The sequence below is a fragment of the Nonomuraea sp. NPDC049607 genome, assembly GCF_040675375.1.
GTDB lineage: Bacteria > Actinomycetota > Actinomycetes > Streptosporangiales > Streptosporangiaceae > Nonomuraea.
Map to the genome: position 1 here is coordinate 81,240 of NZ_JBFAOV010000009.1, position 23,464 is coordinate 104,703.

General features: G+C 68.9%; 29 protein-coding genes and 3 pseudogenes. 17 read left to right on the top strand and 15 right to left on the bottom strand.

Going from position 1 to position 23,464, the window contains the following annotated elements; translation table 11 throughout:
• Positions 1-7 precede the first annotated feature (7 nt).
• The 4 genes from AB0J97_RS19645 (at position 8) to AB0J97_RS19660 (ending at position 2,999) form a co-directional block, all read left to right on the top strand.
• Positions 8-637 (top strand): LUD domain-containing protein, encoded by a 630-nt coding sequence (locus tag AB0J97_RS19645; protein WP_364090503.1) that lies wholly within the window; start codon positions 8-10, stop codon positions 635-637.
• A gap of 65 nt (positions 638-702) precedes the next feature.
• The gene (locus AB0J97_RS19650; protein ID WP_364090505.1) at positions 703-1,587 is read left to right on the top strand and encodes a DUF2268 domain-containing putative Zn-dependent protease; all 885 of its coding nucleotides are present in this window, start codon (positions 703-705) and stop codon (positions 1,585-1,587) included.
• Positions 1,588-1,597: 10 nt separating this feature from the next.
• Complete coding sequence (locus tag AB0J97_RS19655) at positions 1,598-2,356, top strand: MerR family transcriptional regulator (protein WP_364090508.1); 759 nt, start codon at positions 1,598-1,600, stop codon at positions 2,354-2,356.
• Between the two features lie 70 nt (positions 2,357-2,426).
• On the top strand, positions 2,427-2,999 hold the full coding sequence (locus tag AB0J97_RS19660) for a DUF6624 domain-containing protein (protein ID WP_364090511.1): 573 nt from the start codon (positions 2,427-2,429) through the stop codon (positions 2,997-2,999).
• Between the two features lie 21 nt (positions 3,000-3,020).
• On the opposite strand, the gene AB0J97_RS19665 is transcribed toward AB0J97_RS19660, so the two are convergent.
• Together AB0J97_RS19665 and AB0J97_RS19670 are read right to left on the bottom strand one after the other, a co-directional pair.
• Positions 3,021-4,172, bottom strand: a complete 1,152-nt coding sequence (locus AB0J97_RS19665; RefSeq protein WP_357698399.1) for a serine hydrolase domain-containing protein — start codon at positions 4,170-4,172, stop codon at positions 3,021-3,023.
• Positions 4,173-4,412: 240 nt separating this feature from the next.
• Positions 4,413-4,823, bottom strand: coding sequence for a hypothetical protein (locus AB0J97_RS19670; protein WP_357698400.1), 411 nt, complete (start codon positions 4,821-4,823; stop codon positions 4,413-4,415).
• A gap of 421 nt (positions 4,824-5,244) precedes the next feature.
• Here AB0J97_RS19670 and AB0J97_RS19675 point away from each other — a divergent pair, with 421 nt between their 5' ends.
• The 7 genes from AB0J97_RS19675 (at position 5,245) to AB0J97_RS19705 (ending at position 11,680) form a co-directional block, all read left to right on the top strand.
• Positions 5,245-6,156 carry a DMT family transporter gene (locus AB0J97_RS19675; protein ID WP_357698401.1) on the top strand — a complete coding sequence of 304 codons (912 nt, stop codon included), beginning with the start codon at positions 5,245-5,247 and terminating at the stop codon, positions 6,154-6,156.
• Positions 6,157-6,284: 128 nt separating this feature from the next.
• On the top strand, positions 6,285-7,742 hold the full coding sequence (locus tag AB0J97_RS19680; RefSeq protein ID WP_364090515.1) for an AMP-binding protein: 1,458 nt from the start codon (positions 6,285-6,287) through the stop codon (positions 7,740-7,742).
• 75 nt (positions 7,743-7,817) lie between these two features.
• Complete coding sequence (locus AB0J97_RS19685) at positions 7,818-8,087, top strand: acyl carrier protein (RefSeq protein WP_357698405.1); 270 nt, start codon at positions 7,818-7,820, stop codon at positions 8,085-8,087.
• Positions 8,084-8,458 (top strand): ectoine synthase, encoded by a 375-nt coding sequence (locus AB0J97_RS19690; RefSeq protein WP_357698407.1) that lies wholly within the window; start codon positions 8,084-8,086, stop codon positions 8,456-8,458. The genes AB0J97_RS19685 and AB0J97_RS19690 overlap by 4 nt, the downstream gene beginning before the upstream one ends.
• A 15-nt stretch (positions 8,459-8,473) precedes the next feature.
• Positions 8,474-9,628: an acyl-CoA dehydrogenase family protein gene (locus tag AB0J97_RS19695; RefSeq protein ID WP_357698408.1), complete on the top strand. Its 1,155-nt coding sequence runs from the start codon at positions 8,474-8,476 to the stop codon at positions 9,626-9,628.
• Entirely contained in the window at positions 9,625-10,281 is a 657-nt protein-coding gene (locus AB0J97_RS19700) for a transglutaminase family protein (RefSeq protein WP_357698410.1), read from the top strand. The genes AB0J97_RS19695 and AB0J97_RS19700 overlap by 4 nt, the downstream gene beginning before the upstream one ends.
• Before the next feature lie 34 nt (positions 10,282-10,315).
• Entirely contained in the window at positions 10,316-11,680 is a 1,365-nt protein-coding gene (locus AB0J97_RS19705; protein ID WP_357698412.1) for a TrpB-like pyridoxal phosphate-dependent enzyme, read from the top strand.
• Positions 11,681-11,742: 62 nt separating this feature from the next.
• Here the strand turns inward: AB0J97_RS19705 and AB0J97_RS19710 are convergent, their stop codons facing one another.
• Positions 11,743-12,114 carry a DUF5997 family protein gene (locus AB0J97_RS19710; protein ID WP_364090521.1) on the bottom strand — a complete coding sequence of 124 codons (372 nt, stop codon included), beginning with the start codon at positions 12,112-12,114 and terminating at the stop codon, positions 11,743-11,745.
• Between the two features lie 54 nt (positions 12,115-12,168).
• On the opposite strand from AB0J97_RS19710, the gene AB0J97_RS19715 reads away from it, so the two are divergent.
• Both AB0J97_RS19715 and AB0J97_RS19720 read left to right on the top strand, forming a co-directional pair.
• Positions 12,169-12,918: a LysR substrate-binding domain-containing protein gene (locus AB0J97_RS19715; RefSeq protein ID WP_364090524.1), complete on the top strand. Its 750-nt coding sequence runs from the start codon at positions 12,169-12,171 to the stop codon at positions 12,916-12,918.
• A gap of 112 nt (positions 12,919-13,030) precedes the next feature.
• Positions 13,031-13,336 carry a hypothetical protein gene (locus AB0J97_RS19720; protein ID WP_364090526.1) on the top strand — a complete coding sequence of 102 codons (306 nt, stop codon included), beginning with the start codon at positions 13,031-13,033 and terminating at the stop codon, positions 13,334-13,336.
• A 50-nt stretch (positions 13,337-13,386) separates the two neighbouring features.
• Here AB0J97_RS19720 and AB0J97_RS19725 read toward each other — a convergent pair whose 3' ends face one another.
• The 8 genes from AB0J97_RS19725 to AB0J97_RS19760 form a co-directional block, all read right to left on the bottom strand.
• Complete coding sequence (locus AB0J97_RS19725) at positions 13,387-13,530, bottom strand: hypothetical protein (RefSeq protein ID WP_357698419.1); 144 nt, start codon at positions 13,528-13,530, stop codon at positions 13,387-13,389.
• Between the two features lie 43 nt (positions 13,531-13,573).
• The gene (locus AB0J97_RS19730) at positions 13,574-13,720 is read right to left on the bottom strand and encodes a hypothetical protein (RefSeq protein ID WP_357698421.1); all 147 of its coding nucleotides are present in this window, start codon (positions 13,718-13,720) and stop codon (positions 13,574-13,576) included.
• A gap of 138 nt (positions 13,721-13,858) precedes the next feature.
• Complete coding sequence (locus AB0J97_RS19735; protein WP_364090530.1) at positions 13,859-14,656, bottom strand: GNAT family N-acetyltransferase; 798 nt, start codon at positions 14,654-14,656, stop codon at positions 13,859-13,861.
• Positions 14,657-14,766: 110 nt separating this feature from the next.
• A complete protein-coding gene (locus AB0J97_RS19740) occupies positions 14,767-15,093 on the bottom strand; it encodes a hypothetical protein (protein ID WP_364090532.1) in 327 nt (108 codons plus the stop codon).
• 113 nt (positions 15,094-15,206) lie between these two features.
• A complete protein-coding gene (locus AB0J97_RS19745) occupies positions 15,207-15,437 on the bottom strand; it encodes a hypothetical protein (RefSeq protein WP_364090535.1) in 231 nt (76 codons plus the stop codon).
• A 115-nt stretch (positions 15,438-15,552) separates the two neighbouring features.
• Entirely contained in the window at positions 15,553-16,029 is a 477-nt protein-coding gene (locus AB0J97_RS19750) for an NUDIX hydrolase (RefSeq protein WP_364090537.1), read from the bottom strand.
• A 134-nt stretch (positions 16,030-16,163) separates the two neighbouring features.
• Entirely contained in the window at positions 16,164-16,373 is a 210-nt protein-coding gene (locus AB0J97_RS19755) for a hypothetical protein (protein ID WP_357698431.1), read from the bottom strand.
• A 193-nt stretch (positions 16,374-16,566) separates the two neighbouring features.
• Positions 16,567-17,334, bottom strand: a complete 768-nt coding sequence (locus AB0J97_RS19760; RefSeq protein ID WP_364090542.1) for a DUF6461 domain-containing protein — start codon at positions 17,332-17,334, stop codon at positions 16,567-16,569.
• On the opposite strand from AB0J97_RS19760, the gene AB0J97_RS19765 reads away from it, so the two are divergent.
• Positions 17,303-17,725 (top strand): hypothetical protein, encoded by a 423-nt coding sequence (locus AB0J97_RS19765; RefSeq protein WP_364091062.1) that lies wholly within the window; start codon positions 17,303-17,305, stop codon positions 17,723-17,725. The two genes, AB0J97_RS19760 and AB0J97_RS19765, sit on opposite strands and share 32 nt — an antisense overlap.
• Before the next feature lie 197 nt (positions 17,726-17,922).
• Here AB0J97_RS19765 and AB0J97_RS19770 read toward each other — a convergent pair whose 3' ends face one another.
• Both AB0J97_RS19770 and AB0J97_RS19775 read right to left on the bottom strand, forming a co-directional pair.
• A complete protein-coding gene (locus tag AB0J97_RS19770; RefSeq protein ID WP_364090545.1) occupies positions 17,923-18,618 on the bottom strand; it encodes a class I SAM-dependent methyltransferase in 696 nt (231 codons plus the stop codon).
• 818 nt (positions 18,619-19,436) lie between these two features.
• Entirely contained in the window at positions 19,437-19,841 is a 405-nt protein-coding gene (locus tag AB0J97_RS19775) for a hypothetical protein (RefSeq protein WP_364090549.1), read from the bottom strand.
• 113 nt (positions 19,842-19,954) lie between these two features.
• Here AB0J97_RS19775 and AB0J97_RS19780 point away from each other — a divergent pair.
• Positions 19,955-20,796, top strand: a pseudogene (locus AB0J97_RS19780) (IS5 family transposase).
• A 113-nt stretch (positions 20,797-20,909) separates the two neighbouring features.
• On the opposite strand, the gene AB0J97_RS19785 reads toward AB0J97_RS19780, so the two are convergent.
• Positions 20,910-21,353 carry a helix-turn-helix domain-containing protein gene (locus AB0J97_RS19785; protein WP_364090551.1) on the bottom strand — a complete coding sequence of 148 codons (444 nt, stop codon included), beginning with the start codon at positions 21,351-21,353 and terminating at the stop codon, positions 20,910-20,912.
• 140 nt (positions 21,354-21,493) lie between these two features.
• Here AB0J97_RS19785 and AB0J97_RS19790 point away from each other — a divergent pair, with 140 nt between their 5' ends.
• Positions 21,494-22,366, top strand: coding sequence for an aldo/keto reductase family oxidoreductase (locus AB0J97_RS19790; RefSeq protein WP_364090557.1), 873 nt, complete (start codon positions 21,494-21,496; stop codon positions 22,364-22,366).
• A 20-nt stretch (positions 22,367-22,386) separates the two neighbouring features.
• Here the strand turns inward: AB0J97_RS19790 and AB0J97_RS19795 are convergent.
• Positions 22,387-22,479, bottom strand: a pseudogene (locus AB0J97_RS19795) (IS5/IS1182 family transposase); the annotation flags it as partial.
• A gap of 398 nt (positions 22,480-22,877) precedes the next feature.
• Here AB0J97_RS19795 and AB0J97_RS19800 point away from each other — a divergent pair.
• Positions 22,878-23,444: pseudogene (locus tag AB0J97_RS19800) on the top strand (NTF2-like N-terminal transpeptidase domain-containing protein); the annotation flags it as partial.
• Positions 23,445-23,464: the final 20 nt, after the last annotated feature.

Here is a 23,464-nt window from a genome sequence, read left to right on the forward strand (position 1 = left end):
GGACATCATGACCATCTCCATCACGGAAACCCCCTTCGCCGACGCGGCGTCCTCGGAGCGCCTGGAGCGGGCGGCCGCCGCGCTGACCGCGCACGGCTTCACCGTCGAGATCCTCGACGACGCCGCCGCCGCGCGTGCCCGGGTCAGGGAGCTGATCCCCGCCGGAGCCGGCGTGTTCACCGGGGCCAGCGAGACCCTCCGCCTGTCCGGCATCGAGGAGGACCTCAACGCCGGCACCCGGTACGAGGCCGTCAAGCCGCGCACCCTGGCCATGGACCGCAGCACCCAGGCGGACGAGATCCGGCGGCTGCGCGCCAGCCCCGACGTCGCCGTGGGCAGCGTCCACGCGGTCACCGAGACCGGTTCCATCGTGATCGCCTCGGGCAGCGGCAGCCAGTTGCCCGGCTACGCCGGCGGCGCCGCCCGCGCGATCTGGGTCGTCGGGGCGCAGAAGGTGGTGCCCGACCTGAGCACCGCGCTGCGCCGCGTCGAAGAGCACTGCCTGCCGCTGGAGAACGCCCGCGCCCTGGCGGTCTACGGGTCGCCCAGCGCCGTCAACCGCCTGCTCATCCTCCACGCCGAGTACCAGCCCGGACGCGGCACCGTCCTGCTGCTCCGCCAGCCCATCGGATTCTGACCCGCCGCCGGGCCGGAACCCATCGGCTTGACCTTGACGCTGCGTCAACTTCTAGCATCCGGGCCATGTCCATCGACCTTCTTGACACCTACTCCGCCATGCGGCGGATTCTGCTGGCCCCCGTCGCGGAGCGCGCCGGTCTGCTGCGTTCGATGCTGGAGCCCAACAGCGGCATGTACCGCTACCAGCCCGGCGAGATCGACCTGGTGGCCATCCACCGCGAGACGTCCGGGTTCCCCATCGACCGGGACGAGGAGCGCTGCCTCGACGCGCTGGAGACCCTGGCGGCGGCCGGAGCCTGGGAGCGGATGCGGCGGGCGCTCGACGACGCTCTCGCCGTGCTGCTGGAGGCGACGCCGGGGTTCGAGGCCCCGGACATCACCGTGCTGTTCGTCCTCGGCGATCCGGCCGACCAGCACTTCGTGGGTCCCTGCCTGGGAGTGACCGGGTTCGGCGGCATCTCGGGCAACATCGCCATCACGTTGTGGCCCTTCCCCGAGAACGTGGAGCGGCTGGAGGCCACCGTCGTGCACGAGCTCCACCACAACCTGAGGTTCAGCCCCGGCGGCGTGGTGTGGGACCCGATGACCGTCACCGTCGGCGAGCACATCGTCTCCGAGGGCCTGGCCGACGCCTTCGCCCGCAGCCTCTACGGCGACGAGCTCGGCCACGCCCGCCTCGGCGTGCCGCACCTGAAGGACGACGCCGTCTTCGACAAGGTGCTCGCCGGGCTCGACGTGACGGGCATGCAGAACTTCACCGCCTGGGTGCACGGCGACCCCAGCGCCGAGCGCTTCGGCCTCACCCCGGTGGGCCTGCCGATGGGCGCCGGGTACGCCGCGGGCAACCGCCTGGTCGACGCCTACCTGGCGGCGACCGGGCGGAGCGCGGTGCAGGCCCTGCACGCCGACAGCTCGGAGGTCATCGCGGCCACGCTCGGCCGCGGGTGACACTGGAGGGATGGAATGGACGATCCAGGAACTCGCGGTCAGGGCCGGCGTCACCAGCCGCACCCTGCGGCACTACGACAGCTTCGGGCTCCTGGCCCCGTCCCGGGTCGGCGCGAACGGGTACCGCTACTACGACTCCACCTCGGTCGTCCGGTTGCAGCGGATCCTGCTGATGCGCCGGCTCGGCATGGGTCTGCCGGCCATCGCCGAGGTCCTGGCCGACGAGGTCGACGTGTGCGACGGGCTCCGTGCCCACATCACCGCGCTGGAGGAGGAACGGGACCGCGTCGAACGGCAGATCCGCTCCGCGCGCGACACGCTCGACGCCCTGCGCGCGGGGACGGAACCGCGGCAGGACGTCATGCTGGCCGGGTTCAACGACCCCTACAAGGACGAGGTGATCTCGCGCTGGGGCGAGCGCGTGTTCCGGGTGAGCAACGACTGGTGGCACGGCAAGACCCTCGACCAGCAGCGGGCCTGGAAGCAGGCCGCCGAGGACCTGGTCGCCGCCTGGGTCGCCGCGGCGCGGTCGGGGATCTCGCCGACCTCGGAACCCGCCCAGACGATGGCCGCCCGGCACGTCCGGTGGCTGAGCCGGATCCCCGGCACACCCACGGCCGACGGCGACCGGGAGCGCTCGATCGAGATGGTGACCTGCCTGGGCGACATGTACGTCGACGACCCCCGCTTCGCCACCATGTACGACGACGCCGACGGCGCGCGGTTCGTCCGCGACGCGCTCCAGGCGTACGCGCGGACCCGGATGTGACCCACGTCGGCCGCCGGAAGGGCCGCGGACACCCCTCGCATCTCCGGACGGACCGGGTGATGATCGGGCCATGCGGGCCTTATTCCTGTGGCTGTTCGCGGCGCTGGTCGTGGTCTCGGCGTGCGGCGACACCCCGAAGAAGGACGACGCCCCCAAGAACCCGGCGCTGCGGGCCGAGCTGCTGACGATGCTCAAGGCGGACCAGGAGCAGCGCACCCTGGAGGCCGGCCAGGAGGACTGGGACCGGGTCGAGAAGGCCAACACCGAGCGCATCCGGCAGATCCTCGACGCGTACGGCTGGCCGGGGTTCGAGCTGGTCGGCAAGGACGGCGCGCGGGCGGCGTGGGCGCTCGTCCAGCACGCCGACCGCGACCTGCCCCTGCAGCGCCGGGGCCTGGAGATGATGCGGCGGGCGGTGGACGACGGCGACGCCGACCCGTCCGACCTGGCCTACCTGGTGGACCGGGTACGGGTGGCCGAGCACAGACCCCAGGTGTACGGGACGCAGTGGGAGACCACCCCCGAGGGCCGCTGGCGCCCCCGCACCCCGATCGAGGACGAGGCGCGGGTGGACGAACGGCGCGCGGCGGCGGGGCTCAAGCCGCTGAAGGAGTACCTGAAGGAGCTCCGGTCGGCGAAGTGAGCCCCGCGCCTTCCGGCGTCCTCAGAAGTAGCGGGACGTCAGGTCCGTCGTGGGCCAGGAGGAGACGCTGACCTTGTTCATGTCGTCGTCGATCGTGTCGAAGTCGAGCGACCCGGTCTCCTCCCTGCGGTTGAACACGACCGCGTAGCTGAAGCCGTTCTGCAGCCGGGCCAGGTAGGAGAACGTGCCGGGCATCGAGCCGTCGTGCCAGGTGTTGAGGTGGCCGGTGACCTGGCGCACCCACCAGCCGCCGCCGTACCAGGACCCGTACTGGTTGACGCCGATCTCCGGCTTGGCGAACAGCTTGGCGATCGAGGCCGAGGTCAGCACCGTGCCGGGCTTGTCGAAGGCGAGCGTCCAGCGGACCAGGTCGACGGCGGAGGCGAGCCAGCCGCCGTTGGCGTCCTGGTTGGGCATGTTGAAGCCGCCGTACTGGTAGGGGACGACGGTGCCGGAGGTGTCCACCACGGACTTGTTCGTGTACTGCGACTCGTAGGCGACCTCGCCGGGCGCGGCCTCGTTCCTGAGGCTGAGGCCGAGCCGCATGCGGGTGATGCCGAGCGGCTTGAGCAGCTTGGTCTTGACGTACGACTCGTACGACATGCCGGAGACCTTCTCGATGACGCGTCCCAGCAGCAGGTAGCCGTAGTTGCTGTAGACCATCTTGGCGCCGGGGTCGAAGTCGAGCCGCCGGGCGGTGGCGTACTTGATGATGTCGGCGTGGCTGATCGGCAGCGGCACGTCGAGCGCCGCCGAGATGGTGTGGTCCAGCCAGAGCTGGTCCTTGGAGACGTCGCGGTCCCAGCCGCCGAGGTGCTGCATGAGGCGCAGTACGGTGACCTGTCCCATGCGGGTGTCGAGCGGGGTGAGCCCGAGGAGCTGGGTGACCTTGGCCGACAGGCTGAGCTTGCCGTCCTGCACCAGGCGCATGATCGCGGCGGAGGTGATGTTCTTGCTCAGGCTGGCGATCCGGAACAACGACGTCGGCGACACCGTCGGCAGGGCCCTGGAGAAGTCGTTGTAGCGGTAGCCCCGGGCCAGGACGATCTTGCCGCTCTTCATGATGGCGAGCTGCGCGGCGGTGATCCGCCGGTCCAGCACGAACTTCTTCACCACGTTGTCGAACCCGGCCAGCGAGGCGGGGGCGATCCCCGACATCTCGACCCCGGGCATCGGCCTCGCCGCCCGCGCGGCCGTTCCGGGCGCGAGGACCGCGGCCGGTACCGCGATTGCGCCCGCTTTGAGAAGGTTTCGCCGGGACAGCAGCGTCACGTCAGGCCCCCAAGTCACATCCGTAGCAATAGGCCACGTATCTTACGGATGTTTCGGTCATCCTTGACAAGAACCTGCCAGATCGCCCAGCGAACACGGGCGGCCCGGCGACCTCGGCCGCCGGGCGGAGAACCGGGAAGGCTAGGCCCGCGTCATGGTCGACTGGTAGCCGCCGCCGGGCCACTCCCAGGCGCCGGCGTTGGTGTTGCCGTCCTCGCTGAACTTGCCGACGAAGCGGGCGGGCGAGCCCTGGTCGCCGTACCAGATGGTCAGCGTGTCGCCGCTGACCTCCCAGGTGTACTTCAGGATCTCGGCGCCCTGGCCGAAGAGGTGCGACTTGAGGGTCTTGCTCTCCTCGTCGTAGCCGATGTACTCCACGGCCTTGGTGTCGGCCAGGTCGACGTGCTGGACCAGGAAGTTGCCGCCCTCCAGCCACTCGAAGCGCACGGTGCCGGCGTCGGCCGGCACGCCGTCCTCGACGTTGCTGACCCGCCAGGTGCCGATGAGGACGTCCAGCTGCCGGAGCGCGGGATTGGGGGATTTATCGGTCATTGGTGGTTTCCCTCCGTTTCAGGGTGACAGTGCACGGCTTGGCGCGGCGGGACCAGCGGCCCGATGCCGTCCGGCGAGAGCCGGTGATTCGCGACTGACCTGCGAGGACACCGATCGGCGGCACTCCGGTCGCGCGTCCAGCATCCCTTGGGATCGAGCCGATTGTCCACTGAAAGAGCACGTTGGAAGAAGCCGCGACACGGGCGCCGTGCAATTCTCGGGAGAAATGCTTTCGTGCGGGAATTGTCGCGCGGCAGCGAATAGGCTGGAGGATTTTCATGGATTCGCCGTCGGTCTCACGCAGGCCGACGGCCCGCATCCCCGGCGCCGCTCCCGTCCCCGCCCTCCCTGTTCCGTCGCCGGCCGCTCGCGTGCCCTTCGTCCTGAGCAGGCCGTCCATCCCGATCCCAAGGAGCCGCATGTGAGCCGCCGTGGCTGGGTGCTGTTCGCGCTGATGTCCGTGATCTGGGGCATCCCCTACCTCCTCATCAAGGTCGCGGTCGGCGGCGTGCCGGTGCCCGTGCTGGTCTTCGCGCGCACCGCGATCGGCGCCGCGCTGCTCCTGCCGCTGGCGATCCGCGGCGGGCAGCTCGCGATGGTCCGGCGGTACTGGCGGCCGGTCATCGCGTTCGCCTTCCTGGAGATCCTGGCGCCCTGGTGGCTGCTGTCGGACGCCGAACGCCGGCTGACCAGCTCCACCAGCGGCCTGCTGATCGCCGCGGCCCCCATACTCGGCGTGGCGCTGGCCCGCCTGAGCGGCGGCGGCGAACGGCTCGGCAGGGCCCGCTGGGCCGGGCTGGTGGTCGGGCTGGCCGGCGTCGCCGTGCTGGCCGGGCCGCACCTGAGCGGCGGGGACGCCTGGTCGATGGGCGAGGTGCTGCTGACCGCGCTCTGCTACTCGATCGCGCCGCTCATCGCCGACCGGTACCTGCGTGACCTGCCCACCCTCCCGCTGACCGCCGCCTGCCTCACCCTGGCCGCGCTGGTCTACACGCCCGCCGCGATCTGGACCTGGCCGTCCGCCATGCCCAGCGGGCAGGTGCTGGCGGCGCTGGCCGGGCTGGGCGTGGTCTGCACCGGGCTGGCGTTCGTGGTGTTCGTGGAGCTCATCAAGGAGGCCGGGCCGTCGCGGGCGCTGGTGTCGACGTACATGAACCCGGCGGTGGCGATCGTCGCCGGGGTCCTGATCCTGGACGAGCCGCTGACCGCCCTGATCGTCGTCTCGTTCGTGCTGATCCTGGGCGGGTGCGTGCTGGCGACCCGCGCCGAGGAGGAGACGCCCGCCCCCGCGGCCCCGCCGGAGCGGGCGGAAGAACTGGAAGTACGGTCCTGACCCTTTCTCGCTGACAGGAAGCTGCCGGGCGCGGGCAATTAGCTGAAGCCCGCGTTCCCGATACCGAAGTCGCACATCGAACAAAATCATTGGTATCCGGCAACCAAGAAATCGATGGGTGACCTCCGATGACCACAGAATTGCTCCGCGATTTCATCGCGCACACCAAGAGAGAACCGTCCGCGCCGGCGCTGCGCACCCGGACGGAAATCGTCAGCTACGCCGAACTCGCCGCACGGGCCGGACGGGCCCAAAAGGAACTGGACGCCCTTCCGCCGGGCCCGGTCGCGGTGCTCGCCCGCAAATCGCCGCAGGCGGTCGCGCTCGTGCTCGGCTGCCTGGCGGCCGGCCGGCCGCTGCTGCTGCCGCCGATCGACCTCGGCACGGTCGCGCTCGGCGAGCTGTGCGCGCGGGCGGGCTGCGTCGAGGTGCTCGCCGCCACCCCCGAGGACGCCGCCGAGCACCCGGACGTGGTGACCACCGTGATCGGCGGGCACGGCGACGGGCCCGCCGTCCCGCAGCCGGTCGCGGTCGACGAACAGGACACCGCGTTCATGCTGACCACCTCCGGCTCGACCGGCGCGCCGAAGATCGTGCCGCTGCCGGCGGGCGCGGTGGCCCGGTTCACCGGCTGGGCCGGGGAGGCGTTCGGCCTGGGCCCCGGCGAGGTGGTGTTCAACTACGCGCCGCTCAACTTCGACCTGTGCCTGCTGGACGTGTGGGCCACGCTGCGGCACGGCGGATGCGTCGCCCTGGTCGACCCGGCCCTGGCCGCCAACCCGCGCTACGTCACCGACTTCTTCACCGCCTCGCGGGTCACCGTCGTCCAGGGCGTGCCCATGCTGTACCAGCTGCTGGAGGAGGGCGTCTTCCCCGGGGTGCGGCACGTCGTCGTCACCGGCGACCACGCGCCGGTCCCCCTGCGCGCCGGCCTGCCGCGCAGGTTCCCGCGCGCCCGGCTGCACAACGTCTACGGCTGCACCGAGACCAACGACAGCTTCTGGCACGAGTTCGACGCCGCCGAGGCCGCCGGGCCCGGCCCCCTGCCGATCGGCCGGCCGCTGCCCGGAGTCGTCGCCGCCTTCGGCCCGGACCTGGCGCCCGTCCCGCCGGACGACGGCGGCACCGAGCTGCTGGTCTGGACGCCGTTCCAGACCGCCGGGTACGTGACACCGGACCCGGCGGCGGCGACCGGCCGGTTCGTGACCGGGCCCGACGGCCGCCGCTGGTTCCGCACCGGCGACCTGGTCCGCCGGGACGCCGCCGGCCGGCTGTTCCTCGTCGGCCGGGACGACTTCCAGCTCAAGGTGCGCGGCATCCGGGTCAACCTGGAGCAGATCGAGCGGGTGCTGCTGGAGCACGACGACGTCGTGGAGGCCGCCGTCGTCCCGGCCGTGGACGGGGCCGAGACCCGGCTGACCGCGTTCGTCCGCGGGACCGGGCCGGGGCGGCTGTCGGGGCTGCGCCTGCGTACGCACTGCGCGATGCGGCTGCCGCGGGCCGCGATCCCGTCCGCCATCAGGCTGGTCGAGCAGCCGTTCCCGCGTACCTCGACCGGAAAGGTGGACCGGAAGCGCATCGGCTGACACGCAAAGCCATATTGCGGGCACGCGCATTCTCGGAGATGCCGCCGCGTGCGCGCGCGTGTGATGCTGCCTTTCGTGGACATCACACGCCAGATTAAAGAATTCGTGGTGACCGAGTATCTTCCCGATACTCCGCCCGACGAACTCGAGGCCGACTACGACCTTTTCCGCAACGGGGTCATCAGCAGTCTGGGCCTGTTGAAGCTCATCGGCTGGATCAAGGACAGGTTCGACGTCCCGGTCGACGAGCTCGACATCGCCCCGGAGAACTTCCGGACCGTGGCGGCCATTCGTGAATTCGTCGGAAACGCATTATCAGCACCAGCAGAACGGACACTGCAATGATCATCCGCAAGATTTCTGACGTGACGCCGGTCGAGTGGGGGAACGGCCTGAGCCACCGCTTCCTGGTCGAGCGCGACGGCATGGGCTACTCGCTCACCGACACGATCGTCTGGGCCGGCACCAGCTCCCCCCTCCAGTACCGCAAGCACCTGGAGGCGTGCTACTGCATCAGCGGGCGGGGCGCCGTGATCGACGCCGACGGACGCCACCACGTCCTGGAGCCGGGCACCATGTACGCCCTCGACCAGAACGACCCGCACCACCTGATCGCCGACCCCGGCGAGGACCTGCGGCTGATCTGCGTCTTCTCCCCCGCGCTGCAGGGCGACGAGCGCCACCGGCTGGCTGAGGCTCAGTTCTCCCACTACTGACGGATCTGGTCACCCATGGACGAGTGGAGCGACACACACCGCGAACTCCGGGCCGAGTTCGCGGACTGGTACGAGGTGCTGGGCGAAGGCCACCTGGAAGCCGATCGGGCGGCGGGCCTGCCCGCGGAGAAGTGGGAGCAGGTGCGCGCCTCCGGCCTGCTGCGCCTGCCGTTCGCCCCCGAGTGGGGCGGCCGCGGCCTGGACCTGCTCAGCACCATGTACGTCCTGGAGGGGCTCGGCGAGGGCTGCCGGGACGGCGGGCTGTGCTTCTCGCTCTGCACGCAGATCGTGAGCGCCGGGATCCCGCTGCAACGCTTCGGCAGCCCCGAGCTGAAGGCCCGCCACCTGCCCGGCATCTGCGACGGGACGACGATCACCGCGCACGCGATCACCGACCCCGGGGGCGGGTCCGACGTGCTGGGCATGGGCATGACCGCCAAACAGGACGGCGACGACTGGATCCTCGACGGCGACAAGGTGCTCGTCACGAACGGCCCGGTCGCCGACCTGTTCGTGGTCTACGCGGTGACCGACCGGGACCTGGGCCCCTTCGGCCTGACCGCCTTCCTGGTCGAGAAGGACACCCCGGGCCTGCTGACCGGCCCGGACGTGCCCAAGATGGGGTTGCGCACGTCGCCGCTCGGGGAGCTGACCTTCCGCGACTGCCGCGTCCCGGCCGGGAACGTGGTGGGCCGGCCCGGCATGGGGTTCACCGTGCTGGAACACGTGATGCGGTGGGAGATCCTGTGCTCCTTCATCGTCCAGGTCGGCGCGATGCGGCACCGGCTGGACCGCTGCGTCGAGCACGCCTCCCGGCGCCGCCAGTTCGGCCGTCCGATCGGTTCGTTCCAGCTGGTCGCCGGGCGGATCGTGGACATGAAGATCGACGTGGAGACCGCGCGGCGCTGGCTGTACGACGCCGCGCGCGGCTTCGTGGCCGGCCGGGACGTCGCCACCGACGTCGCGATCGCCAAGGTGGTGGCCAGCGAGGCGAACGTCAGGTCGGCGCTGGCCGCGATCCAGATCTTCGGCGGCAGCGGCTACCTGACCGGGACCGGGCTGGAGAAGGACCTCCGGGACGCGGTCGGCGGCACCATCTACTCCGGCACCTCGGAGATGCAACGGATCCGCATCGCCCGGATGCTCGGCCTCAAGGAGTCACACACATGACCGCTGACCTGGCCCCCACGAAGTTCCTCGACGCCGGCCACCCCGTGGTGCGCGAGTTCGCCGAACGGGCCGTCGAAGGCGCCACCACCCCCACCGAGCAGGCCGTGCGCCTGTACTACAAGGTGCGGGACGACATCCTGTACGACGTCTACGACATCGACATGTCCCGCGACGGCCTGCGGGCCAGCACGATCATCGCCCGCGGCAGCGGCTTCTGCCTGCACAAGTCGGTCGTGTACGCCGCCGCCGCCCGTTCCCTCGGCATCCCGTCCCGGCTGGTGTTCGCCGACGTGCGCAACCACCTGGCCTCCGGGCGGCTCAAGGAGCTCGTCGGCGGCGACGTGTTCCGCTTCCACGGCCTGGTCTCCGTCCAGCTCGAAGGCCGCTGGGTGAAGGCCACCCCCGTGTTCAACAAGCTGCTCTGCCGGCTGTACCGCCTGAAGCCCCTGGAGTTCGACGGCGCCGCCGACAGCGTCTACCACCCGCACGACGAGTCGGGCCGGCGCCACATGGAGTTCCTGCACTGGCACGGCGAGTTCGACGACTTCCCCTACGAGCTGGTCCTGGAGGGGTTCCGGACCGCCCACCCCGGGCTGCTGGGCGGCCGGGACCAGACCGTGCAGGGCTCGCTGGCCGCGGAAGCGGGCGTCTGACACCCATCGACGAAGTCCCCTTGAGAGGTATCCGTTGAACGAGCGCGTCAAATACACCCTGAACGAGGACGACATCCCGTACACGTGGCTGAACATCGCCGCGGACTTCGGCGAGCCGGCCCCCATCCTCGACCCGGCCACCGGCGCGGCGATCAGCCGCGCCGAGCTGTGCAGGACGATCGCCGAACCGCTGGTGGACCAGGAGCTCAGCACCGAGCCGGAGTTCGAGATCCCCGGCCCGGTCCGCGACATCTACCGCCAGTGGCGGCCGACCCCGCTCTACCGGGCCCGCCGCCTCGAACGCGCCCTCGACACCCCCGCCCGCATCTACTACAAGTACGAGGGCGTCTCGCCGGTCGGCAGCCTCAAGCCCAACTCGGCGGTGCCGCAGGCGTACTACAACAAGCAGGTCGGCAAGACCGGGCTGGTCACCGAGACCGGCGCGGGCCAGTGGGGCAGCTCGATCGCCTCGGCCGCGGCGATGTTCGGGCTGAGCGCGCAGGTGTTCATGGTGGGCGTCAGCTACCGGCAGAAGCCGTACCGCAGGGCTCTGATGGAGGCGTACGGCGCGGTCTGCAACTCCAGCCCCAGCCCGCTGACCGCGGCCGGCAGGGCCGTGCTGGCCGAGGACCCCGACCACCCCGGCAGCCTCGGGATCGCCAAGTCCGAGGCGCTGGAGGTCGCCTACGCCAACCCCGAGCTGGGCTACACGCGCGGCAGCTCGCTCAACCACGTGTGCGCGCACCAGACCGTCATCGGCCAGGAGGCGATGCTCCAGATGGAGCTCGCCGAGGACTATCCCGACATCGTGGTCGGCCCCTGCGGCGGCGGCAGCACGCTGGCCGGGATGTGCTTCCCGTTCCTGCGCGACAAGCTCCGCCGCGGCCGCGACATCCGGCTCATCGCCGCCGAACCGGTCGCCTGCCCCACCCTGACGCGTGGCCGCATCGCCTACGACCACTCCGACGCGGCCCGGCTCACCCCGCTGTCGCGGATGCACACGCTGGGCCACAGGTTCGTGCCGCCGCCGGTGCACGCCGGCGGGCTGCGCGCCCACGACATCTCGCCGCTGATCAGCCGGGCCGTCGAGAACGGGCTGATGGAGGCGGTCGCGATGCGGCAGAACGACTGCTTCGAGGCGGGCGTGCTGTTCGCCCGCGAGGAGGGCATCGTGCCCGCCCCCGAGTCCGCGCACGCGGTGCGCGCCGCCATCGACGAGGCGCTGCGCTGCCGCGAGGAGGGCCGCTCGAAGGCGATCCTGATCGCCCTGTCCGGGCACGGCCACTTCGACCTGGCCGCCTACGAGAAGTACCAGGCCGGGCTGCTCCCCGACGACGAGCCGACCGACGAGGACCTCGAACACGGGCTGTCGAGCATCCCCGACCTCGCCCGCGCCTGACCGGATCGCGAACCGCGGCCTGCCTCCATCAGGCGGGCCGCAACCGCGTCCGGCCCGCGCCGCTAGCGCTCCTTGAGTCGGAGCGCCTCCTTGCGGTTGTCCGCCTGGACGGTCCGCTCCCGCTCCAGCCAGTCGGGGTTCTCCGCCTTCAGGGCGTCGATCTCGGCGGTGGTGAGCGGCTCGGTGATCCCGCCCCTGAGCAGGCCCGAGATCGAGACGCCGAGCTTCGCGGCGACGACCTGCCTGGGATGCGGCCCGTTACGACGCAGGTCGGCGAGCCACGCGGGCGGCTTGGCCTGCAGCTCGTTCAGCTCGTCCCTGGAGACGACACCCGCCTGGAACTCCGCGGGCGTGGCCGAGAGAAGGACACCCAGCTTCTTGGCCGCCGTCTCGGGCTTCATCGTCTGGATGCTCTTCGGTTTGGACGAGGTCATGGCCCCAAGCCTAGCCAGTCGGAACACCGTCCCCGACATCGATACCCTGAGGACGTGACTGACGAGACAGGCAGCGGCTTCCGGCTGGCGTACGTGCCCGGGGTGACCCCCGCCAAGTGGGCCGGCGTCTGGGCCGAAAGGCTGCCCGACGTGCCGCTGACCCTGCTCACGGTCCCCAACCTGGAGGCGCTGGGCCTCCTGCGGGAGGGCGACGCCGACGCGGCGTTCGTCCGGCTGCCGATCGACCGCGAGGGCCTGAGCGCGATCCCCCTCTACGTCGAGACCACGGTGGTCGTGGCGCCCAAGGACCACGCCGTGACCGCCGCCGACGAGGTGACCCTCGCCGACCTGGCCGACGAGGAGATCTTCCACCCCCTCGACGACACCATCGAGTGGACGCCCCGGCCCGGACAGCCGGCCTTCACCCGTCCCGCCACGACGGCCGACGCGATCGAACTGGTGGCCTCCGGCGCCGGCCTGCTCCTCATCCCCCAGTCACTGGCCCGCCTCCACCACCGCAAAGACCTCACCTACCGCCCGGTGACGGACGCCCCCCAGTCCCAGGTCGCCCTGGCCTGGCCCACGGACGCGACCACCGACCTGGTGGAGGACTTCATCGGCATCGTGCGCGGCCGCACGGCGAACAGCTCCCGGGGCCGCGCCCCCGCCTCACCTCCACAGAAGCAGGCCCAGAAGCCGGCCCAGAAGCCGGCGCAACGCCAGTCCCCCAAGCCCGCCCAGAAAAGCTCGGGCCGCCGCGCCGCGCCGACCGGCCGCAAGAAGAAGGGGCCCCGCCCCCGCTGACCGGTCGTCCCGGACACCGGGCAGGGGCTTGACGCCGAGGACGGCGCGACTAGTTTCTCTTAGGAAGCTTTCCTAACAGTGCACTGCCTGACGACCCGCTGGAGGTCAGCACATGCGCGCGAGAAAGCACTTGGTCCTGCCCCTCGCCACCGTCCTCACCGCCGTCGCGTTAGCCGGCGCCGCCTCCCCCGCACACGCCTCCCCGACCGGCTGCACCACCGGCCGCGACGGCAAGACCGCCTGGGCGTACTGCACCGGCGGCACCGGCAACTACGCCGTGGTCATCCGGGTCACCCATCCCGACCCGCAGGTCGGCTCCTGGCCCGAGGGCGGCCCCTGCGTCTCCCCTGGCCAGCGGTCGGAGTACACGCCGTACCACAACATCCCGTTCACCGTCACCGGCATCGCCTACTGCTGAGGCACGAGCAGCCCTCACCTCTCCCCGCCGGGGGAGGCGAGGGGGCTCGCCTACCTGATGATGAGACCGGCGTCCGCGAGGACGGACAGGAACAGACCTCCGCACAACAACGCGATGGGCCACACCTTCTGGGTGAGGGCGACCAGGATGCCGGCGAGGAGCGCCAGCAGGGCGAGGATGGTGAGGGCGTCCATGTGAGTGTTCCTGCCCGTCGGGGGTGGTCTCAGGCGCCGGGGGTCAGAGCTCGCCGAGCTTCGGGATGATCTCGCTGAGGACCCAGAGCGCCAGCCCGAGTGCGAGCAGGTTGACGCGCGCGCCGCCGATGTTGAAGGCGGACAGGACGAAGCAGGCCAGGGCGAGGATGAGCAGAATGAGAGTGATCATGCCGGCTTCCACTTCTGTAGCTGGGGTGGTTGCACAGCGCTACCCGTGATCATCCGAAGTAGGCATGACGAAAGGGTCTCGGCCCCTGGTCGGCCTTCCTGAGGAGCGCGTCGCCCCTGGGGACGGCAACCCGGCCTGTCAGCTCCGGGCGGCGAGCTGGAGGAAGTGGATGGCCGTGTTGGCGCGACAGCCGATCCGTTCGTACACGGGCTGCCCGGCCGGCGTGGCGTGGAGAACCAGCCGCCGGTGCCCGCTCCGCCTGGCTCCTTCGTGGATCGCCTTACGGGTGACGGCCTCGCCGTACCCCTTGCGCATCTCCTCGGGCAGGGTGGCGACGAGCGCCAGGAAGATCGAACCCGGGCCGGCGACGGTGGCGGCGCAGGTCACCGGCCGTCCGTCGCGGTATCCGAGATAGGCGTGCACGTCGCCGCGCCACAGTTCCGAACCCGCCAGGGCGGCCATGCCCGCCTCGGGCGTCATGCCATAGGCACGTGCGTTGACGTCGCCGTACGCGGCGAGGTGCTCCTCGCTCTCCACCCGCCGGAACTCCAGGTCCGGATGGCACGGCTCAGGCACCGACAGGTCGCCCGCCATGCCCCGGCCCGAGAACGCCACCTCCAGACCGGCCTCGGCGACGCGCTGGGCCAGGCTCGCCTTCGCCTGGGAACTCAGCAGATCCTCGAAGACCCACAGATACCCGCTCTCGGACCTGGCCCTCATGAACGACGCCGCCCGTGCGAGCTGTTCGCCGAGCGCGTCCGCCGAGATGTCCGCGCCGGCGAGGGTCACGGTGTTCCAGAACCCGAACGTGCTGTCAGCCCACATGTGGACGATGCCGTCATCCGTACTGACCCGGCCGCCCCGATCCCGTACCAAGGCGCTCCAGACGGCGACGAGATGATCCCTGGACTCCAACGCCTCTTCGAGGGATGACACAGCAGAAGCCCCTTTCGCAAGGCAACAGCGCCATCAGAGCCGGGCCCGGCTCCCTGATCCCAAGGCGGATGGTACGGCCTGAGAACCGTGGCCGCACCGGATCGGCGCCTTCATCTCGTGTGCGCGCAGCCGCGACCTGACCGGTGGGCTACACCGGCGAGCACCAGGTCGAGTTCCGCCACCGAGTCCTCCAGCGCGGCACTCTGGTCCGGGGCGCGGGCGATGTCCAGGGCGCTCTCGCAGATCCCCCCGTACAGCAGTGAGGTCACGGGGTCCAGCGGCCGGTCCGGGATGCACCCGGCCTCGATCGCGATGGCCAGCCCGCGGCGCATCTGCTCCTTGCACCCCGCCTGGATGTCCCGCATCGCGGTCCAGCCGAGCGCCCCCGGCGCCTCGACCAGCCTTCTGGTCTGCGGCGAGAATGCGCCACGGGTCACACCGGCCCTGGCGCAGATCTCGTCCACGGCGGTGGCGGAGAAACCGTCGCCGAGCCGGCCTGGGGGCCGACCGTCAGGCCGCGACGCCCTTCAGACCTCAAGAAGAAGAACGCTCACCGGCTACGAATGGCCGCTTCGATACGCAGAGCCAGCCCCGCGACCACTGCGAGCATGAAGACGCCGAGCATCTGCCGCGTCGGCTCACCATCGCCGAACACGAGCGCCCCGACACACAGCGCTCCACCGAGAACGAGAAGCGCGGTACCGACCGCACTGACCATTTCGATCTCGCCGCGATCGTCTCTCGACTTCTCATCCCGCACGGGTTCATCCGATTCAGCCACGGCGGAAAGCCTTCCATGCGCGACCACAATGCGGAAAGCCCCTACCCATCCGCCGCGAATGGTTGCCCATGAAGGCGGTCGTGGCCCGGACAGAAGACCGTTGCCACTCAGATGGTTACTCGACGGGAAGGGCCTGGCCGTGCTCCAAATAGATGATCCTGCCAAGCTCCCGCGCCGTGACGGCCGCTTTGAGGCGACGGGCAAGCCGCTCGATCAACAATCCGTCCAGTTCCTCGACGGAGTGAAACTCATAGGCGCTCAGTTCCTTGTCCACGAACCTGATCTGCCTGAGCAGTGCATCGTCCAACGTGCCGCCGTCGAACACGAACAGGACCCTGTCGCCCACCTTCGGGGAAGGCGACCAATCGACCACGAGAAGGCGCCCGATGGCCGGCCGAATACCCAGCTCCTCTTGCACCTCCCGAATGCAGGCCTCGTACGGGGTCTCCCCCGGCTCGACACACCCACCCGGAATGTCCATGAACGGCTTGTACGTAGGACGGACGAGAAGCACACGACCACGGTCGTCCAAGAACAGCGCCCCGGACGCGGCACGGGCCCGGGCGAACGGCGGAACGCCCTGATCGTTCACAACTTCGACCCTACGCCAAGGCACTGGCCTGCCCCGAGACGCACCGCCCAGGGCAGGAGCCGCAAGCTGGACATCAGCCTCGTGGTCGAGGCGAACAACCGCCTACGGCTCATTCGTGAGACCCACCGCGCCGTTCAGCCCGCGAGGTGCTTACGTCCTTTGTCCGTCAACGACGCCAGATGTACCGCTACACCGAAGCTGGTGAAGCCCGACCTGGCCGCGTCCGTGAACGCTGCGATCACGGCCTCTGACCGGTACTCCTTGACCAGGACGTCGTAGGCTGCGAACTCGTGGTCCCGGATGGCGGCGAGGACCATGTTCGTGGTCAACTCGGGGTGATTCACGATCTCCTCCAGCAGGTCGCCTCGCCCCCTAGAGTCCCACCGTCCGCCCCGGCCTGCCACCCTCAAAAACCGTCCCGATATCCGCCCCAGCCCGTACCGCCCGTCCACCGGGACACCGAGTAGCCACGAAACGGTACATGCTTGCCTGCAGCGGAATGATCGTCCGCCACCATGAGATCCGTGATCTTCACCTTCAGTCGATCGACCCGACGACGGGCTCGGCCGCGTAGTGGGGCGGCGTCAGGGTGACCCCGGTGGCCCGTGCAGCCAGCGCGAGGGCGAGAGCGGCGGAGGTCCCCGTGTCGGCCTCTCCGTCCAGCGGCATGCCCAGCTCTCGCATATGGGTCAGCAGGTGGTCAGGGTTGGTGCCGTCCCGCTCGCCGGGGAAGAACGGCTCGAATTCCGTCACCACCACCTCGTCGACGGAGTAGACGAAGTACTCGTCCATGGTGATGCCTGTGATGACCCTCGCCATCTCCGTCCCTTGCGAGAGGGTCTCCGGGAGTGGCTGCACATGGTAATCAATCAGGACCGCGCCTCCGTCTGCCGTGTAGGCGGCAATGCCCACTTCTCGCGAGGTGTCCCCGGGACCGGCTCCAATCCGACGCAACGCTTCCTCCGGCGACAGGCCCCGCACGAACGTCACACCGACAAGATCGCTGTCCTTCTGACACTCCTCAACGAACCAGCCATACCCCATCGACGACACACTGCTCATCCCCTTCGTATCTGCTAAAAACGCGCCCTTTCGAGAGGGACAGACCATGGCCGACCGACTGCGCCGCCCATTACCGAGTTCGGCACCCGAACCTCGGCAGCTCCCTTTCGACACCTCCCGTATCCACGACAACCGCACAGGCGGTCCCCGGCCAGGGCGGCTATCCGTTGTCGCAGCCACCGCGCCCGAGAGTCCTTGGAGTCGAAGACTTATGAATCGCCTTACGAGAACCTGCGCAGTCATCGCAGCAGGTGCCGTCTTCTTTACCTCATTGACCGGCTGCGGAGCAATGTGCGAGGCACAGGCGAAGAAGGAGATCAACCAACTGAAGCAGATCGTGTCGGGACTTCTCCCTGTGACCGTCGCCGAGACTGCCATGGAAGAAGACGACTGTGACTCCGGAAGCGGCGGTTCCCTTGTCTTCAGCGCACAACGCACGATGACCAGCGAGCAGATATTCGCGAAGTTCCTCGCCAAGGGATGGAGTCGAATCGATGATCCCGAGGAAGACGGGTGCCTCCGTTGTGTCGACGGACTCGACGGCGTAAGCAGCGAGTGGGATGGCCAAGAGGTCTATCTGACGATCAGCAACTCGGACGACGGCGCCATGGCCATCCTGGCGGCGTTCACCTGACATGCGGCCCGCAAGCCACCACCTCGATCTTCCTGGGCAAGAACTCGGCCCAGCCCCGAACACTGGATCATCCGAGCCTCGGTGCTCACCGCCTCGACCGGCTGCGTTCGCTCTCAAGATCGCAGCATGGCCCGAACCTTCGGTCGGTGCCGCGCCCTCAGCGGTCTCCGGGACGCGATGAGGTCCGTGGCTTGCGGTCAAGGACGTCGCAGCTTCACCGCAAGGAAGGACGGCACTTGGTGGAGCCTGTCGTAGGCGGCTTCGTCGATCTCCCGGAGGTCGGCCGTGGGGCGCGGTTCGATCAGCTGCTCCAGCACGAACCCTGCCGCCAGCAGCTCTCCCAAAAAGGTCTCCAAGGACAGGCGTTGGTAGTGGATCGAGAGCTCACTGTCACCGATGGGCAGGTCTCTCCAGTCATGGCTGAAGTACGAGCCTCCGAAGTGGCGCCAATCGGCTGTGGGATGGGTGGTCGACACCAGGAGCCATCCACCCGGCCTCAACACGCGGCGTATTTCGCCCAGCAGTTGCACACGGTTCCTGATGTGCTCGTACACCAGGGCACAGACCACCCCGTCGAACGACGCGTCACCGGCGAACCCGAGCGGCTCTTCCAAGTCATGGAGAAGGAGGCCTGCCTGGCCGTTCACGCGCGCGTACGCGTGGCGCAACAGCGTGGCGCTGCCTTCGATTCCGATCACCCGGGCCCCGCGGGCCGCGAGTTCGGCCGCATAGTGGCCTGCTCCACAGCCGACATCCAGAATCCTGACCCCAGAGACATCACCCGCGAGTCGAAGCATTGCAGGTCTGTCGGTGTAGGCGTTGTAAGGGCTCGTCTCCGCATGTGCGGCGAAGTGATCGCCGAGCGCGTCATGGTAAGCGGTCGCCTTGTCCATCGAGACATCATGACGTGACCGCAAGTCCGTCGCCATTGACTTCCAGCCGAGACGGCGGCCGGCGTCCAGGGGCCCAGTGAGTCGCCTGAGCGGCGTTTGCGACAGTGCGGCGCTCGGTCGGCGGGTATGACGCAGCGGCGCGACGGTGAGCGAAGTGCCCGGTCTCGCTTGATGCCTGACACGTTGGACGTAGCGGCAGAAGCCGAGAGCTCGACACGGACGAACTCCTCGTCGGGCCGCCCAACTCCGATCTTCACCGGGGCACGAGGCGGCATCCTCCGGCGCAGCGACTTCCGCCGCGCGGCCAAGTGGAACACGATTCGGTCCGGGCGGCAGGGCCCCTCACGCCCGGCTGATGGCACGAAGCCCGCTTCCGCGATGGGAAACGGGGCTGTTCTACGAGGTGGGCGGTACTGGGTTCGAACCCGTGATTCCTCGCTTGTAAGGAGCCGTGATCCTTTGGCCGTACGTCTGGACCTGCCCCCGGCGATCCACCCGCATTGGTCGAACTGCCGACGGTTTACAGCGGGCTGACGTTACTGACCGCATCTGGCCTCTGATCTTGGTGTACGGGGCCGTCCTCCCCATACCCGGGAAGATCATCCCGCGTATGTCCCGCGAGGCCGAGCCAGCGACGAACGTCCCTGGAACCTGCGGATCAAAAGATCCAGTTCGAGCCGTTCCAGACAGTTCGCTGCAGGTCAGAGGACGTGCTCGGTCCATCCTTAACGGCTGTGAACGGCCTGGTACTGCAACTGAGCTCCCACAGCTCTACGACTCCTGCTCGCGCCCTTGGCAGCGCACCCCATCAGCCGAAGTCACCCGGACTTGCGCTCGCCCGGATAGATCCGCACATGCTTACCGTCGGTGTTGCTGATGACGGTTCTTCCAGCAAGAGGTCGCTTCAGGGTGAACTTCACCGGATGCGAGTAAGCAACCAGGTTGGAGTACACAGGCTCCTCCCAGGGCCATTGCCGAGGACAGTCCTCCTCCACCAAGATCCCGATGACCACTTGCGAGGAGGATTCGTCTTGTTCGGTGTCCGTCACTCTCTCGCAGAGCTGCGGGGACCCGTCAGGGGCACCGAATATCACATCAACCGTCAAAGTACGCTCGTCCACCGACAGCTTCGCGCTTCCAATGCCCTGCCAGGAGGAGGTTGCACAGCCGGACAGTGTTAACGCGGCGCACATCAGTATGGGGAAAGCCTTGCCAGGGGGCATGGAAGAACCTTAGAGCTCGCGCAGATAGGCGGCGTGGGGAGCCCCGGCAACAAGGCAGGCACAGGTGCCGGTGATCATGGAGTTGCGACGCTCTGTGACCACTGGGGAGACCTGTGCCCGTTCTTCCATCATGGCTGACTGACCCGCTGTGGGACCAATTCGCGGCGCTGCTGCCCGAGCGTCCAGCGGTCGATCCGGCCCACCCGCTGGGCTGCCATCGCCCCCGCATCAGCGACCGGATCGTGTTCGACAAGCTGCTCCAGCTCCTGCGATTCGGCTGCTCCTACCAGGCGATCGCCGACACCACCTGCTCAGCGACCACCATCCGCAACCGCCGCGACGAGTGGATCGACCTCGGCGTCTTCGCCCGGCTCAAGCAGATCGCGCTGGAGTCCTACGACCGGATCGTCGGGCTCGTGCTCGACCAGATCGCTGTCGACGGCTCCATCACGAAGGCACCCGGCGGCGGCGAGGCCGCCGGACGCTCACCGGTCGACCGCGGCAAACGAGGCTCGAAACGCTCGAGCATGACGGACGGTTACGGAATCCCGCTCGGCAGGGTTCTCGCAGGAGCGAACCGCCACGACTCCCCGCTGCTCGCCCCGACCCTGGACCTGCTGGACGACCTGGGCCCCTGCCCGACGACATCACCGTGCACCTGGACGCCGGCTACGACTCAGACAAGACCCGCACCGAACTCACCGCCCGCCACCCGCACGGTCGCATCGCCCACAAGGGTGAGAAGGCACCGATCCAGGCCAGCCAGCGGTGGCACGTCGAACGCACGCACGCCTGGCAGAACGCCTTCCACCGCCTCGCCCGCTGCTACGAGCGCCGCACGACCGTCATCCACGCCTTCTTCCACCTCGCCGACACAATCATCACCGTCCGTAGCCTGATCCGCCGAGCCTGGACCACCCACCGCTGGGACAACCGCCCGAAGCGACGCCCATGACCACCTGCCTATCTGCCCTGCCTTTTACGCGCAGACTGTTCCTGCCGACCAGCGACCCTGATCCAAGCCAAGGTCCGAAACGGGCAACCGGCCACGTCTTGCCCCTGGGGGTTTCAGTCGACGCGGCCGTCGTAGGTCTCGCGGTTGGCGAGCACGTCGTCCATATGCGTCTCGGCCCAGCTCTTGAGGCCGCGCATCATGTCGTACAGCGACAGGCCGAGATCGGTGAGCTCGTAGGAGACCGTGACGGGCACGGTCGGCGTCACGGTGCGGGTCACCAGGCCATCGCGCTCCAGGGAGCGCAGCGTCTGGGTGAGCATCTTCTGGCTGACCCCGGCCAGGAGGCGGCCCAGCTCCGAGTAGCGCATCGCCCGGGGCTCGCCGGCGCAGTCGGTGCCTGCCTGGTGCGGGCTGCCGTTGCCGAGCGCGGCCAGGATCAGCGTGACCCACTTGTCTGAGATCCGGTCGAGCAACTGCCGACTGGGGCATGCCGCCACGAACGCGTCGTACTGCACCTTGGCCTGCGCCCTCTGCTGGGCCGCCGTCATCGTCGCCATCAAAACCACTCCTCACACCCCTTCGGGTGCCTCACGCACTCCGAAGTGCCTACTTCCCCTCGGAGAGCTACGTGTCAATGATGGTGCAAGGAGCCATCAGGCACCAGTTCCTGGTTTGACACGAAAGGCAGCGCAGCAGCATGAGCACGCTTCCCGCTTCACTTCCCGGCGGCACCTGGACCCTGGGCGACCTGACCGTCACCCGGTTCGGCTACGGCGCCATGCAGCTCGCCGGGCCCTGGGTCATGGGCCCGCCCGCCGACCACGACGGCGCCCTCGCCGTCCTGCGCGAGGCCGTCGACCTCGGCATCACCCACATCGACACCGCCGACGCCTACGGCCCGCACATCACCAACCAGCTGATCCGCGAGGCGCTGTACCCCTACCGCGACTCGCTGCACATCGTGACCAAGGTCGGCGCGACCCGCGACGAGCAGGGCGGCTGGCCCCCGGCCCGCAAGCCCAACGACCTGCGCCGCGCCGTCCAGGAGAACTTGGAGAACCTCGGCCTCAAGACGCTGGACGTGGTCAACCTCCGCCTCGGCGACGCCCAGGGCCCCGTGACCGGCTCGCTCGCCGAGGCGTTCGAGACGCTCGTCGACCTCCAGCGGCAGGGCCTGATCCGGCACCTCGGCGTGAGCAACGCGACGCCGGAACAGGTCGCCGAGGCACGTTCGATCGCACCGATCGTGTGCGTGCAGAACATGTACAACCTCGCCCACCGCCGCGACGACGAGCTCATCGACGAGCTCGCCGAGCAGGGCATCGCCTACGTGCCCTTCTTCCCGCTCGGCGGCTTCACCCCGCTACAGTCCTCGGCCCTCACGGCCGTGGCCACCCGGCTGGACGCGACGCCGATGTCGGTCGCCCTGGCGTGGCTGCTGCAGCGGTCGCCGAACATCCTGCTGATCCCCGGCACCTCCTCGGTGGCGCACCTGCGCGAGAACGTCACAGGCGCGGGACTCTCGCTCTCCGATGAGGATCTCGCCGAGCTCGACAAGATCGGCCGCTAACCCGCGTCATCGTGATGAAGCGGATGGATCGGATTGGCCTTCGGCCGCTCAGGCAGCAGCGCCGCGAATTGGTCCCACAGCGGATCGATCAGCCATGATGGAAGGACAGGCACAGGTCTCCCCAGTAGTCACAAAGCGTCGCAACTCCGTGATCACTGGCACCGGTGCCCGCCTTGTTGTCGAGGTCCCACGCCGCCTATCTGCGCGAGCTCTTAGTTGGTCACCTGCGATCCACGGCTCGAAGATCAGCGACGCTACTCGGCGAGCCAAGGGGAGGAACGAACCCTGGATCGTCGATCTCCCCCAGCACGTATGGCGACCAGCCATGCAAGGGCGATCGTGGAGCAACATGTTGGCCAACCGTCGGCCCGCTACCTCACGAGACCGTTCGATTCTCCAGCTCGTCCAGGAATCGCTCCACGATGCCGGTATGCCGCACGTCCTCCCCCAATGACTCCCCAATGAGGCGACCCGCCAGGTCGGTCGACAGGCGGCCGATCTCCGTGCGGATTTGGGCGAAAGGGCCGGTGTCGGACTGTCGGCGCAGGGTGCCGTTTGTGACGGACGTTCCCGTCCGAGGACACAAGGGCGGTCGGGCTCGGGTTCTGAGTGTTGTAGCCCAGCCAATAGGATCGCCCGATATGCCCGCATTTTCTCGCCGACGGCGACGGACAGCGATCACCATCCCCGTAGCCCTGACCACCGTCCTCGGTTTGGGCACTGCGTCCACCTGACGGTACGCACCAAAGGCTCGCCCCAGCAGACGGCGACCGCGTTCCTGACTGCCTGGCAGCGCGGCGACCTGTCCGCCCTGAAAGCCCAGGTGCTGGAGCTTCCCCGAGACCTCGACGGCGTCTACAACGCCTTCACCAAGGGCTCCCAGGCCAAGCGGATGACCATCCAGGACATCCGCGTCCACCCCAAGGCCTACTTGAATGTCGGGGAGACCGCCACCTACTACGCCTCGTTCGCCGTCACCCTCGACGGACCGGTCCCCTACTCCTATGACGGACAACTGGAGATCATGGATTTCGACCGCGCCTGGAAGGTGAGCTGGTCACCGACGGCGATCCACCCCGAACTGCAAAGGTCGGCTTC

What these genes read in the sequence shown, in the direction of transcription:
- AB0J97_RS19720 (WP_364090526.1), top strand. Translation starts at nt 13,031, where the DNA reads ATGCGCGCGAGAAAGCACTTGGTCCTGCCCCTCGCCACCGTCCTCACC.
- AB0J97_RS19670 (WP_357698400.1), bottom strand. Translation starts at nt 4,823, where the DNA reads ATGACCGATAAATCCCCCAATCCCGCGCTCCGGCAGCTGGACGTCCTC.
- AB0J97_RS19770 (WP_364090545.1), bottom strand. Translation starts at nt 18,618, where the DNA reads ATGGACAAGGCGACCGCTTACCATGACGCGCTCGGCGATCACTTCGCC.
- AB0J97_RS19710 (WP_364090521.1), bottom strand. Translation starts at nt 12,114, where the DNA reads ATGACCTCGTCCAAACCGAAGAGCATCCAGACGATGAAGCCCGAGACG.
- AB0J97_RS19760 (WP_364090542.1), bottom strand. Translation starts at nt 17,334, where the DNA reads ATGACTGCGCAGGTTCTCGTAAGGCGATTCATAAGTCTTCGACTCCAA.
- AB0J97_RS19725 (WP_357698419.1), bottom strand. Translation starts at nt 13,530, where the DNA reads ATGGACGCCCTCACCATCCTCGCCCTGCTGGCGCTCCTCGCCGGCATC.
- AB0J97_RS19690 (WP_357698407.1), top strand. Translation starts at nt 8,084, where the DNA reads ATGATCATCCGCAAGATTTCTGACGTGACGCCGGTCGAGTGGGGGAAC.
- AB0J97_RS19790 (WP_364090557.1), top strand. Translation starts at nt 21,494, where the DNA reads ATGAGCACGCTTCCCGCTTCACTTCCCGGCGGCACCTGGACCCTGGGC.
- AB0J97_RS19700 (WP_357698410.1), top strand. Translation starts at nt 9,625, where the DNA reads ATGACCGCTGACCTGGCCCCCACGAAGTTCCTCGACGCCGGCCACCCC.
- AB0J97_RS19730 (WP_357698421.1), bottom strand. Translation starts at nt 13,720, where the DNA reads ATGATCACTCTCATTCTGCTCATCCTCGCCCTGGCCTGCTTCGTCCTG.
- AB0J97_RS19765 (WP_364091062.1), top strand. Translation starts at nt 17,303, where the DNA reads ATGAATCGCCTTACGAGAACCTGCGCAGTCATCGCAGCAGGTGCCGTC.
- AB0J97_RS19785 (WP_364090551.1), bottom strand. Translation starts at nt 21,353, where the DNA reads ATGGCGACGATGACGGCGGCCCAGCAGAGGGCGCAGGCCAAGGTGCAG.
- AB0J97_RS19645 (WP_364090503.1), top strand. Translation starts at nt 8, where the DNA reads ATGACCATCTCCATCACGGAAACCCCCTTCGCCGACGCGGCGTCCTCG.
- AB0J97_RS19660 (WP_364090511.1), top strand. Translation starts at nt 2,427, where the DNA reads ATGCGGGCCTTATTCCTGTGGCTGTTCGCGGCGCTGGTCGTGGTCTCG.
- AB0J97_RS19775 (WP_364090549.1), bottom strand. Translation starts at nt 19,841, where the DNA reads ATGCCCCCTGGCAAGGCTTTCCCCATACTGATGTGCGCCGCGTTAACA.
- AB0J97_RS19665 (WP_357698399.1), bottom strand. Translation starts at nt 4,172, where the DNA reads ATGCCCGGGGTCGAGATGTCGGGGATCGCCCCCGCCTCGCTGGCCGGG.
- AB0J97_RS19680 (WP_364090515.1), top strand. Translation starts at nt 6,285, where the DNA reads ATGACCACAGAATTGCTCCGCGATTTCATCGCGCACACCAAGAGAGAA.
- AB0J97_RS19655 (WP_364090508.1), top strand. Translation starts at nt 1,598, where the DNA reads ATGGAATGGACGATCCAGGAACTCGCGGTCAGGGCCGGCGTCACCAGC.
- AB0J97_RS19695 (WP_357698408.1), top strand. Translation starts at nt 8,474, where the DNA reads ATGGACGAGTGGAGCGACACACACCGCGAACTCCGGGCCGAGTTCGCG.
- AB0J97_RS19650 (WP_364090505.1), top strand. Translation starts at nt 703, where the DNA reads ATGTCCATCGACCTTCTTGACACCTACTCCGCCATGCGGCGGATTCTG.